Source organism: Atlantibacter subterraneus, assembly GCF_007570865.1.
Taxonomy (GTDB): domain Bacteria; phylum Pseudomonadota; class Gammaproteobacteria; order Enterobacterales; family Enterobacteriaceae; genus Atlantibacter; species Atlantibacter subterraneus.
In genome coordinates, this window is sequence record NZ_VLPS01000008.1 from 178,860 (window position 1) to 190,047 (window position 11,188).

General features: G+C 55.3%; 11 protein-coding genes. 5 read left to right on the top strand and 6 right to left on the bottom strand.

Translation table 11 applies throughout. The features are described from left to right. Positions 1-31: 31 nt before the first annotated feature. Complete coding sequence (gene uspB, locus FND52_RS15695) at positions 32-367, bottom strand: universal stress protein UspB (protein WP_125292671.1); 336 nt, start codon at positions 365-367, stop codon at positions 32-34. A gap of 437 nt (positions 368-804) precedes the next feature. Here uspB and uspA point away from each other — a divergent pair, with 437 nt between their 5' ends. Together uspA and dtpB are read left to right on the top strand one after the other, a co-directional pair. Further along, positions 805-1,242 carry a universal stress protein UspA gene (gene uspA, locus FND52_RS15700; protein ID WP_125292672.1) on the top strand — a complete coding sequence of 146 codons (438 nt, stop codon included), beginning with the start codon at positions 805-807 and terminating at the stop codon, positions 1,240-1,242. Positions 1,243-1,480: 238 nt separating this feature from the next. Further along, positions 1,481-2,953, top strand: coding sequence for a dipeptide/tripeptide permease DtpB (gene dtpB / locus FND52_RS15705; protein ID WP_125292673.1), 1,473 nt, complete (start codon positions 1,481-1,483; stop codon positions 2,951-2,953). A gap of 45 nt (positions 2,954-2,998) precedes the next feature. Here dtpB and FND52_RS15710 read toward each other — a convergent pair whose 3' ends face one another. The 3 genes from FND52_RS15710 to FND52_RS15720 form a co-directional block, all read right to left on the bottom strand. After that, complete coding sequence (locus FND52_RS15710) at positions 2,999-4,318, bottom strand: MFS transporter (RefSeq protein WP_125292674.1); 1,320 nt, start codon at positions 4,316-4,318, stop codon at positions 2,999-3,001. A 271-nt stretch (positions 4,319-4,589) separates the two neighbouring features. Then, positions 4,590-5,642: an inner membrane protein YhjD gene (gene yhjD, locus FND52_RS15715; RefSeq protein WP_144131755.1), complete on the bottom strand. Its 1,053-nt coding sequence runs from the start codon at positions 5,640-5,642 to the stop codon at positions 4,590-4,592. 53 nt (positions 5,643-5,695) lie between these two features. Then, the gene (locus FND52_RS15720) at positions 5,696-6,595 is read right to left on the bottom strand and encodes a LysR family transcriptional regulator (protein ID WP_144131757.1); all 900 of its coding nucleotides are present in this window, start codon (positions 6,593-6,595) and stop codon (positions 5,696-5,698) included. Positions 6,596-6,713: 118 nt separating this feature from the next. On the opposite strand from FND52_RS15720, the gene FND52_RS15725 reads away from it, so the two are divergent. Further along, positions 6,714-7,472 carry an SDR family NAD(P)-dependent oxidoreductase gene (locus tag FND52_RS15725; protein WP_125292677.1) on the top strand — a complete coding sequence of 253 codons (759 nt, stop codon included), beginning with the start codon at positions 6,714-6,716 and terminating at the stop codon, positions 7,470-7,472. A gap of 25 nt (positions 7,473-7,497) precedes the next feature. Here FND52_RS15725 and FND52_RS15730 read toward each other — a convergent pair whose 3' ends face one another. Beyond that, complete coding sequence (locus FND52_RS15730) at positions 7,498-8,040, bottom strand: GNAT family N-acetyltransferase (RefSeq protein WP_144131759.1); 543 nt, start codon at positions 8,038-8,040, stop codon at positions 7,498-7,500. A 179-nt stretch (positions 8,041-8,219) separates the two neighbouring features. On the opposite strand from FND52_RS15730, the gene FND52_RS15735 reads away from it, so the two are divergent. Together FND52_RS15735 and FND52_RS15740 are read left to right on the top strand one after the other, a co-directional pair. Continuing rightward, positions 8,220-9,815, top strand: coding sequence for an STY4199 family HEPN domain-containing protein (locus FND52_RS15735; protein ID WP_144131761.1), 1,596 nt, complete (start codon positions 8,220-8,222; stop codon positions 9,813-9,815). Positions 9,816-9,830: 15 nt separating this feature from the next. Further along, positions 9,831-10,793, top strand: coding sequence for a P1 family peptidase (locus FND52_RS15740; RefSeq protein WP_144131763.1), 963 nt, complete (start codon positions 9,831-9,833; stop codon positions 10,791-10,793). Between the two features lie 161 nt (positions 10,794-10,954). On the opposite strand, the gene FND52_RS15745 is transcribed toward FND52_RS15740, so the two are convergent. Beyond that, on the bottom strand, positions 10,955-11,176 hold the full coding sequence (locus FND52_RS15745) for a hypothetical protein (protein ID WP_125292681.1): 222 nt from the start codon (positions 11,174-11,176) through the stop codon (positions 10,955-10,957). Between the last annotated feature and the right edge of the window lie 12 nt (positions 11,177-11,188).

The following is an 11,188-nucleotide window of genomic DNA, read 5'->3' on the forward strand; positions in this document are numbered from 1 at the left end:
AAAAAAAGAGCGGGCACTGCCCGCTTTTTTATTAGTGCCAAATCATCATAGCGATAAGGCAGACCATTACGAGACCGCACAACGCACTGGTTAATATAAAATGACACCGTACTCGCTCACAGCGGCGGATGAATTCGTCGTCATGATGATCGCGGTAACGTTGAGCATAGATGTACCAGACCAGTCGCACTTGCTTATTTGGCTGACCATGGGATGTGAAAAAACCGCTGCCATCTACATACTGGTAGAGCAAGGGATCACAACCACGAAGCACCACAAGCAGCGCACGCAACGATGAGAAGTAGCGCGCCATATTGACGACGCATACCACACATAAGGCCCAAAACAGCGCAACAGTGCTTATCATAACACCTCCCCGGCGATAGCCACGGAGACACCCCCCGGGACAACCGCACCCCCGATACCAAGTCAGTCAACTCGTTCCAAATGAGAGAGATACCAAAAGTCGATCGGGTTCACATTTATTTACCCGAGTGACTCATTTAATAGTGTAGAAGATCAGGTTATTTTTTTGCCACATCGTTCTGGTCAATCGTTCGTGATAACTGTATTTCGATTTAGAATGAATGCGGACGCAGCGGATTGACGGATTTCTTCCTGGGCGATAAGGTAAAAAGAGACCGTTATGCTTAAGTCTTTCTATATCCTCATGCTTCAGGCTGAAGGATATCGTTTACAGGTTCCCGCGAGAGCGGTATGCAGGACGCGGGGCAAGGACATCATCGATAACCTAAAGCGTTGTCTGATCCATTGTCATCGACATCTTATGGAAGGAGTAAAATTATGGCTTACAAACATATACTTATCGCAGTCGACCTCTCCCCTGAAAGCAAAGTGCTGGTCGAAAAAGCCGTCTCCATGGCACGCCCGTATAACGCCAAAGTTTCACTGATTCATGTCGATGTAAATTATTCCGATCTCTACACCGGCCTGATCGACGTGAACCTGGGCGATATGCAGAAACGCATTTCTGAAGAAACCCACCACGCGCTGACCGAGCTGTCCACTAATGCCGGTTACCCGATTGCGGAAACCCTTAGCGGCAGCGGCGATCTGGGCCAGGTGCTGGTGGATGCGATTAAAAAATACGACGTTGATTTAGTGCTGTGCGGCCATCACCAGGATTTCTGGAGCAAACTGATGTCGTCCGCCCGTCAGCTGATCAACACCGTGCACATCGATATGCTGATTGTGCCGCTGCGCGACGAAGAAGAGGAATAATCGCCCTTTCTTGCTCTCAACGCCCGCTGATGCGGGCGTTTTTATTTCCGCCCTGCCAACGTAAATCACTGACTTCAATAAATTCATTAGTGTGATCTGCCGCTGCGATCGTCACCAACCAATACAATAACCTAATTTAAAGGTCATAATCGGCATTACCCGCCGACAAATGACAAAGCGGCGCGATCCTGACACCGCGTACATACTTTTACTGGCGTCACGTTAAGGCAACGGAAAAATGAACAACACTGCACCTGTCGGCTTACTTCAACAGCCGAAACCCTTTTTTATGATCTTCTTTGTCGAGCTGTGGGAGCGCTTTGGCTACTACGGCGTGCAGGGCATTCTGGCAGTTTTCTTCGTCCAGCAGCTCGGCTTCTCCCAGGAACAGGCTTTCGTCACCTTCGGGGCGTTCGCCGCGCTGGTATATGGGCTAATTTCAATTGGCGGCTACGTAGGCGACCATCTGCTCGGTACCAAGCGCACCCTGGTGTTGGGCGCGATTGTACTGGCCATCGGGTATTTTATGACCGGGCTGTCGTTGCACCAGCCTGACCTGATTTTCATCGCCTTAGGCACCATCGCAGTGGGCAACGGGCTGTTTAAAGCTAACCCCGCCAGCCTGCTGTCCAAATGCTATCCGCCCAAAGACCCGCGTCTCGACGGCGCGTTTACGCTGTTTTATATGTCGATCAACATCGGGTCGCTGCTGTCGCTATCGCTGGCACCGGTGATCGCCGAGCGTTACGGTTACGCGGTGACCTACAACCTGTGCGGCATTGGGCTGATTATCGCGTTGCTGGTTTACTTTGCCTGCCGGGGGATGGTGAAGCATATCGGCTCCGAACCAGACCATGCGCCGATGAGCGTCAAAAATCTGTTGCTGGTATTGGTGGGCACGGTGGCGATGATTTTCCTCTGCGCCTGGCTGATGCATAACGTGCAGGTCGCCAATCTGGTGTTGATTGTGCTCTCCATCGTGGTGATTATTTTCTTTTTCCGCGAAGCGTTCCGGCTGGATAAAACCGGGCGCAACAGGATGTTTGTGGCGTTTATTCTGATGCTGGAAGCAGTGCTGTTTTACATCCTCTACGCCCAGATGCCCACCTCGCTGAACTTCTTCGCCATCAACAACGTGCACCATGAGATCCTCGGCTTCACCATTAACCCGGTGAGCTTCCAGGCGCTGAATCCGTTCTGGGTGGTGGTGGCAAGCCCGGTGCTGGCGATGATTTACACCCGGCTGGGCAGCCGGGGCAAAGACCTGACCATGCCGATGAAATTTACGCTCGGGATGTTCTTATGCGCCCTTGGCTTCTTAACCGCTGCCGCCGCAGGTATGTGGTTCGCCGACGCCCAGGGGCTAACGTCGCCGTGGTTTATCGTGCTGGTGTATCTGTTCCAGAGCCTGGGCGAGCTGCTGATTAGCGCGCTGGGGCTGGCGATGGTCGCCGCACTGGTGCCGCAGCACCTGATGGGCTTTATCCTCGGGATGTGGTTCCTGACCCAGGCCGCCGCGTTTCTGCTGGGCGGCTACGTCGCCACCTTTACCGCTGTCCCGGAAGGGATCACCGATCCGCTGCAAACCCTGCCGATTTATACCGGGGTGTTCAGCAAAATTGGTCTGGTGACGCTGGGCGTTTCAATCGTGATGGGATTAATGGTGCCGTGGCTGAACCGGATGATCGCCACGCCGGAAGAGAAAATCTAAAGGAGTGTGGGCGCAGGCGACACGCGGCCTGCGCCCTTTCAACACTTACAGCGACTGATGCTTCGTCTCATGGGTCAGCAGCAGCGCAATCAGCGTCAACGCCGCCATCGATGCCAGATAAATCCCCACATAAAACAGCCCGTAGTTCGCCTGCAACCAGGTGGCGATATACGGTGCCACGGACGCCCCGAGAATCGACGCCACGTTATACGAGAATGACGCCCCGGTGTAACGCACCTCGGTCGGGAACAGCTCCGGCAGCAGCGCGCCCATCGGGCCGAAGGTCAGGCCCATGATGCTCAGGCCAATCAGCAGGTACGCCATCACCATCGCCGGATTGCCGGACTGCAACAGCGGCGGGAACACGAACAGCGCAAACAGAATAATCAGGGAGGTAATCACGATCATGCTCTTGCGGCGACCAAATTTATCCGCCAGCACGCCGGCAATCGGCACCATCACACCAAAGCCGATTACCGCCATCATTAACATCCACAGCACTTCGTTGCGCGGGAAGCCCAGCCCGTTCGGGGCCGCCGCGGTGCTGAAGGTCATGGAATACACCGTCATGATATAGAACAGCGTATAGGTCGCCAGCATGATAAAGGTGCCGAGGATGGTGACGCGCAGATGTTTGGTCAGCAGCGTACCCAATGGCACTTTCACCTGTTTGTTTGCTTTGGCGATTTTCGCGAACACCGGCGTTTCATGCAGAGAAACGCGCACGTACAGGCCAATCAACACCAGCACCGCAGAGAACACAAACGGCACGCGCCATCCCCAGGACATAAACTGCTCGTCCGTCAACAGCCAGGAGAGCAGCAGGAAGGTGCCGTTAGCGAAGAAGAAGCCAATCGGCGCGCCCAACTGCGGGAAGGAGCCATACAGTGCGCGTTTACCGGCAGGCGCGTTCTCGGTGGCCAGCAGCGCTGCTCCGCCCCATTCGCCGCCCAGACCCAGCCCCTGGCCGAAACGCGCCAGGGCCAGCAACAGCGGCGCTAATACGCCAATGGTTTCGTAGCTCGGCAGCAGGCCGATCACCACCGTGGAAATACCCATGGTTAACAGCGAGGCCACCAGCGTGGCTTTACGCCCGACGCGATCGCCAAAGTGCCCAAACACGGCAGAACCGATAGGTCGCGCCACAAACGCGATGGCAAAAGTTGCCAGCGACTGTAGCGTGGCGGCAGTCGGGTCGCCCTGTGGGAAGAAAATATGCGGAAAAACAATAACCGCTGCAGTGGCATAAATGTAGAAATCGAAAAACTCAATGGCGGTGCCAATGAGCGAGGCGACAACGACTTTACTGCGCGAGTTAACCGGAGGTGCGTCGTGATCAACGGATGTGGTGATGGATGCTTGCATATATTTTTCTTATTTATGTGAAACGAAATTCCATATTACGCACAGCAAAAGCCACATTTCAATGCGCCACAAAACGTGAAGTTGTTCAGAAAAGCGGCAAAAAGAGGATAATTTTCATGCTCGCAATTTCACTTCTATGAAATGCTTCACACAAATTTTAAATTAGCAGGAAAAACCAGAAATTGGTTAAATAAAAGTTACGGAATGGATTTATCGTCTAAAACGCTGGCTCGGGCTGAAGTTTTTTGCGTTTTACTCCAGCCCGGCCTGTTTAACGGTGGGTTTTTCCCGGCATCCGCTTGTCGTCTTTGTACTCGGCGGTCGCGATCCAGGCCGCGCAGAACAGCGTCAGACGGGCAAAGAAGTAGAAGAACGCCATCAGCCCCAGCACCGAGCCAAATGCCGCGCCGGAAGGCGACGTCATCAGCGACGGCAGCGTCCAGGTCATAATGATTTTAATGACTTCAAAACCGATGGCGGCCAGAATACTGCCGCGGATCAGCGCTTTTTTACGCGGACGGTGGCGCGGCAGCCGCCAGAAGATCCAGAAGAACAACAGGAAGTTGGCGCACATGGAAATCGCCAGGCCAATCAGCTGCCACACCGGCTTCAGCCACGGAATGTAGTCGAGATACAGCCAGCGGATAATCATTTCCTGGGCCGATCCCGCCACGGAGGTGATAGAAATGGTGATGATCAACGCCACCAGCAGGCCAATCAGCGAGACGAAATCGCGCAGATATTTGGCCCACCACTTTTCTTCATCCTGCGCATTGCGCTCCCAGACATCGCGCGACTGGGCGCGGATTGCCTCGCGCAGGTTGCCCATCCAGTTCACCCCGGAATAGAGCGCCACGGCGAGGCCAACGATCCCCACCGTGGTACGCTGCTGCACGGCGGTATTGATGGTGCTTTTCAGAGTCGTTGCCAGCGTCTGGTCGCTGACGTTCATCAGGATTTTATTGAAGATATCCTGCAACAGCGTTGGGTGAGACGCGAGGATAAAGCCCGCTGCCGCAAAGGACACCATCAAAATCGGGATCATTGATAAGAAAGAGAAATAGGTTATCGCCGCGCCAAACTGATTACCGAGCCGGTCGTTAAACCGCTCAGTGGCCCGGAGCAGGTGAGCAATCATCGGGCGGCGTTCCAGTTTCTCAACCGTCTCGGTGACCTTCGCAATCGGTCCGTCGCCTTTTTCATGACTATCACTCTGTTCAGGCTGATCTTTTTTCGCCTCTTCAGACCGGGTGTCCAGCTGCGGTACCGGCTTATAGTCCAGATCGTTGGTTGGGCGTTTCGGGGTGTTCTCCGGTGTTGTCATTGAACGCAATTCCTTGTCAGTGATAAGCATCATGGGAAAAGTATAGACATACGTTAATCAACGTAACCTTTCATCACGCCGCCTAACCATTCCATAAACAAATGCACCCGCCTCGACAGGTTGCGGCGATGCGGATAAAGCAGCGACACCGGCATCGGTTCTGGCCGGTACTGGGGCAGGATTTCAATCAGCGTGCCGCTGCGAAGTGCCTCTTTGATCCCCACACGCGGCACCTGGATAATGCCCAGCCCGGTGAGCGCCGCCGCCTGGTAAGTTTCGGTGCTGTTGACCGTTAAGATGCCGCCGGTTTTTATCCAGTGGGTTTGCTTATCCATCCCATATTCAAACCCCTGCGGTCGGCTGCCGAAATGCGTGGAATAATGCACCACGGCATGGGCCTCTAAATCCTCCAGCCGTTCCGGAAAGCCAAAACGCTCCAGATAGCCCGGACTGGCGCAGTTTACGACGGTGAGCTTACCGAGCGGGCGCGCCACCAGGCCAGAATCTTTCAGATGCCCGACGCGCACCACGCAGTCGAACCCTTCGCGCACCACGTCCACCAGCCGGTCGCTGCTGCTCAGTTCCAGCTCAATTCCCGGATACTGTTGCAAAAACGCAGGCAATTTCGGCATCACCAGATTTTTAGCGATACCTACCGGCATATCCACACGCAGACGCCCGCTGACGCTGGAAGGATCGTGCAGAAACAGCCCGTCGAGTTCCTCCAGATTGGCCAGCAAATCGCGGCAGCGCTCGTAGTAGACCATACCGTCCTGGGTGAGCTGCACCCGCCGCGTGGTGCGGTGCAGCAGCCGCGTGCCTAACGCATTTTCCAGCGCCTGGATTTGGCGCGATACGCTACCTTTAGGGAGTCCGAGTGTTTGCGCGGCCTGGGAAAAACTCTCCAGATCCGCCACCCGAATGAACAACTGCATTGCGTGAATTTTATCCATTGGTTGGGCTTATTGTTGTTATTAATGAAACAGTGATGCGCAGCGCGGCATCTTTATTGATTTCATAGCAGCTAATAAGCTTTCCCTCAACCACCGTAATAACGCAGACGAGGTTTTTATGACGCAACGTATCGCAATTGTGACCGGCGGCAGCCGCGGCCTTGGGAAAAACGCAGCGCTAAAGCTGGCGGAGAAGGGAATTGCCATTATCCTCACCTACAACAGCCAGCGTGAAGACGCGGATGATGTGGTGCGCGAAATTGAGAAAAAAGGCGTGAAAGCGCTGGCATTACAGCTTAACGTCGCCGAAAGCGCGAGCTTTGCCGCATTCGCTAATGAAGTGAAGCAACAGCTTAAACACGTCTGGCAACGCGATAGCTTCGATTATTTAGTGAACAATGCCGGGATCGGCATTAACGCGCCGTTTACTGACATTACCGAAGCACAGTTCGACCAGTTAGTGAACATTCACTTCAAAGGACCGTTCTTTTTGACTCAGCATCTGCTGCCGCTGATAAAAAATGGCGGGCGTATCCTGAACGTCTCCAGCGGTCTGACGCGTTTTGCCCTGCCTGGCTATTCGGCCTACGCCGCCATGAAAGGTGCGATGGAAGTGCTTACTCACTATCAGGCTAAAGAGCTGGGCGCACGCGGCATCTCCGCCAATATCATCGCTCCTGGCGCGATTGAAACCGACTTCGGCGGCGGCGCGGTGCGCGATAACGCCGAACTGAATAAGGCTATCGCGGCGCAAACTGCCTTAGGGCGTGTAGGTCTGCCGGATGATATTGGCGAGGCCATCGCCGCGCTGCTGGGCGACGGCCTCGGCTGGATGAATGCCCAGCGCATTGAGGTCTCGGGCGGGATGTATATCTGATGCCTGAACACGCCGGGCGGCGCTATCAGCCCGGCGTAAATTCGTGCGCCAGCAGGCCGAACAACCAGTCGTCCTGCCAGCGTTCGTCGAGAAAGTAGTTTTCGCGCAGCGTCCCTTCCAGCACAAATCCGGCCTTTTCCAGCACCCGCTTCGACGGCTCATTGCCAACCGTCACCGTAGCCACCAGTTTCCGGTAGCCGCAGATTTGAAACGCGTAGTCGCAAATCGCCTGCAACGACTCATAACCCAGCCCCTGACCGTGTACCCGCGTCGCCAGCAGATACCCGACTTCCGCAATCCCGTCACCGCGATCGATAAACCCCGTCACGCCGAACGGCTCACCGCTGCGCTTTTCGCGCATCACCAGGCACAGCCAGTGGCTGCTGCCCGGCTCCCATCGCGGTAATCGGCTGTCAAACGCGGCGCGCATGGCTTCTTCATCCCGGGACGACGCCAGATAGCGCGAAATTCGCGGATCGCGCTGGAGCGCCACAAAAAAAGGCCAGTCTTGCAAGGTAATTTGTTGGTAAGTGACGCGGGTTGAAGTTATGTAGTCTGCCGGTTGCACGCTAGCCCCTGTTAATTAAAGAATATATCGAACGCTTTTCGCCCGATGGTATGACGAGTAAATAGTCTATCTTTGAGTTAACTGTCAGAACTTCTCAACACAGCAATATACATAATCATAATAATCAGGCGCTATGCCGGACAGAGTGGAGTAGCGCATTAACGAGTGTAAGGATAACCATGACTCGTTCAGCACAGCTTATCGCAAGAGAACAATTTGAAGCGGCCCTGCAGGCAATCCGTGAAGCGTCAAAAGCAATCCTCTCCCTGCTCGGCAACCCGGTTGCAGAAGCCAAAGATCCGCAATGGTTTTTACAGCAGATGGATAACGCCCGGCAGCATCTCGGCAGCTGGGGTCTGGTGGCGAAGCGGCTGCATATCAATGATGCCGAGCTGTCGCAGTTTACCCTCCAGCTGCGCCACCTCCAGCAACTGGTGCCGCAGTATGAAAGCGGTGCCGAGGTCAGCTCCACGGCGTTGATCGCCGCGCTGCGTTTTGTCGCCACCCTGGAACGGGTTCGCCTGCGCCAACCGCTGCTGCATTACAATACGGAACTGGCGCTCAGCCAGCCGCCGCAGCCACGCGCCGCGCGCGTTCAGCTGCGAAGCCTGGAGCTGACCCTAAAGGGGCTTATCCGTGAAGCCTGGCCGGATGAGGTCGCCCTGGTGAACCATCTCAAACTGCTCTTTGGGGCTAACAAAGTGCGGAGCTGGCTTAAATTCGCCAAACCTGGCGACATTCTCAGCGGAATGCAGTTCAGCGAACTGGCGCAGCTGGTGGTGGATAAAAAAGAGTTCGCCAAACATTACGCCGCCCATTTTCCGGAAAGCGGCGCGTTAAGTTTCCTGATTGAACCGCGTAAATCCCTGCTGACGTTTCTGGACGATGTACGGCTGATCCGCAACCACGCACTGGGCCAGCAGCCGCTTTCCCCGGTACAGATGACGCTGCTGGATAATTACGCCACTGCCATTACTGCGCCCCTACAGCAACGCCATGTGCAGGGGAAAACCCTGGTTAATCCGGCCAGCTTTAACGCCTGTGATGATAACGAACTGGAAGCCTGGTTTGCCGATGCCGAGCAAAAACATCAGGCGATGAGCGGCGATATTTTCGAGATCCGGGATGTAGTTGATTCGCCGCGCCACAAGCCGCCGCGCACCCGTGAACAGCGCGAGCAGCTGGTGGTCGGTGTTTTATGGGGCGCAGTGGGGCTGGTGGCGGTGGCGATTGCCGTGGGTTGGCTGCACCTGGTAAACCAGACCCAGAAACCTGCAGTGGCAAGCCCGTCGACAGCCTATGCCGCGCCGGTTGAGCGGGAAGAGCCGCGTGACAGCACCCCGCGCCAGCAGCTTAACCGCATGGGCATTCCCTGGGACGAAAACCATTTTCGCTCCGCAATTGACCGCGATGATGACCGTATAGCCCGGTTATTTTTACAGGCTGGCATGGAATGGAAAGTTTCCTGGACCGAACAGGCGCTGGCGAGCAAACAGCATAAGGTGCTGGATCTGCTGCTCAGCTATCGTGTGCAAATGAACGAGCCCAAACCCTGTCGGCGGATGATCGCTAACCTCGGGCACGCGCTGGCGCAGGGGCAGTCATTCACCTCAATTCGTAAGACGTATTTAAAAGCGTTCTGCGCCACGCCCGCCGTGGTGAAGCGCCAGGCCAGTGACGCTGCTCAGGCCCAGGCGCGTGCCGCCGCCACCCGCGATAAAAGCGATGAAAAATGGGCGGCGATCCAGAAAGCCATCTATAACGAAATCAAATAGCCAGAGGGTAAGCAGATGCAAAACGCACACGGCAGCCTTGTTGATGTCCCTGGGGTGAAAGTCGGCCATGCCGCCGATGCGCTAAAACAGACCGGTTGTAGCGTGGTGCTGTTTGAAGACGGCGCGGTGTGCGGCGTGGACGTTCGCGGCGCGGCACCTGGTACCCGCGAGACCGATCTGCTCAATCCCACCAATCTGATCGACAAGGTTCACGCAGTCGTGCTGAGCGGCGGCAGCGCTTTCGGGCTGGATGCCGCTTCTGGCGTGATGCAGTGGCTGGAGCAGCGCAAAATCGGCTTTGACGTCGGCGTAACGGTGGTGCCCATTGTTCCGGCGGCGGTGCTGTTTGATTTAACCTTCGGCGACCCGGCGGTGCGGCCCGATGCCCAGATGGGCTACCGCGCGGTGAATGCCGCATCGGAAAATCCGTTCCCGTCCGGCAACACCGGCGCAGGCGTCGGGGCCACCATCGGCAAAATGGCGGGGATGGAGAAAGCCATGAAGGGCGGGTTAGGTACGGCGTCGGCAAGCGGGCCGGATGGGTTAATCGTCGCGGCGATGGTTGCGGTCAACGCGGTTGGCGAAATTCACGATCCGCATACCGGGCAAACTATCGCCGGCGCGTGCGATGCGCAGGGCAATCTGCTTGATTTACAGGCCAGCGTATTAAACAGCCGCGACAGCCACTTCAGCGCGGGCACCAACACCACGATCGGGATTATTTGTTGTAATGCCGCCTTCACCAAAAGCCAGATGCAAAAAGTGGCGCAAATGGCCCATGACGGCCTGGCGCGCACCATTTACCCGGTTCACACCCTGAGCGACGGTGATACGCTGTTTGCCGCCACCACCGGCGGCGTGGAGTCCAGCGTTAACATCGTCGGGATGCTGGCGGCGGAAGTCATGGCCGCCGCGGTGCTGGATGGGGTGCGCGCCGCGCGCAGCGCGCACGGAGTACGTGGGCTGGCGGCGAGTTAATGTTATACACAGGGCAGTATTTAAATGAAATATTATATATTTGACGGGGTGTGGAAATAATAAAATAGCCCGTCAGGATTCTGGTAGTGACGGGCATGATTAACTCGGGAGATTGATATACAACGTATGCTTTCAAAAGATCATATTCTTTCTCCTTTCCGCTATGATGTTTTTTTAGCGGTAGCGGCTTTGTAAACAAAATACGTTACCAGGGCAATTATCAGCGGCGCAACGATATGCGGGTTAACATTATGCCCGGTATTTTTCTGTACAATTTCAGAAAGATAGTCACAGCTCAGGATAATGACGAAATAAATACAGGCCATCAGCACTAAAAATTTTGGTTGAGTAAAGGCATTAACTTTACGGTTATTACGATTCATCACAATCACCAC

Bases quoted from the DNA above. Each gene is read 5' to 3' on its own strand.
- uspB (WP_125292671.1), bottom strand. From the start codon at position 367: ATGATAAGCACTGTTGCGCTGTTTTGGGCCTTATGTGTGGTATGCGTC.
- uspA (WP_125292672.1), top strand. From the start codon at position 805: ATGGCTTACAAACATATACTTATCGCAGTCGACCTCTCCCCTGAAAGC.
- dtpB (WP_125292673.1), top strand. From the start codon at position 1,481: ATGAACAACACTGCACCTGTCGGCTTACTTCAACAGCCGAAACCCTTT.
- FND52_RS15710 (WP_125292674.1), bottom strand. From the start codon at position 4,318: ATGCAAGCATCCATCACCACATCCGTTGATCACGACGCACCTCCGGTT.
- yhjD (WP_144131755.1), bottom strand. From the start codon at position 5,642: ATGACAACACCGGAGAACACCCCGAAACGCCCAACCAACGATCTGGAC.
- FND52_RS15720 (WP_144131757.1), bottom strand. From the start codon at position 6,595: ATGGATAAAATTCACGCAATGCAGTTGTTCATTCGGGTGGCGGATCTG.
- FND52_RS15725 (WP_125292677.1), top strand. From the start codon at position 6,714: ATGACGCAACGTATCGCAATTGTGACCGGCGGCAGCCGCGGCCTTGGG.
- FND52_RS15735 (WP_144131761.1), top strand. From the start codon at position 8,220: ATGACTCGTTCAGCACAGCTTATCGCAAGAGAACAATTTGAAGCGGCC.
- FND52_RS15740 (WP_144131763.1), top strand. From the start codon at position 9,831: ATGCAAAACGCACACGGCAGCCTTGTTGATGTCCCTGGGGTGAAAGTC.
- FND52_RS15745 (WP_125292681.1), bottom strand. From the start codon at position 11,176: ATGAATCGTAATAACCGTAAAGTTAATGCCTTTACTCAACCAAAATTT.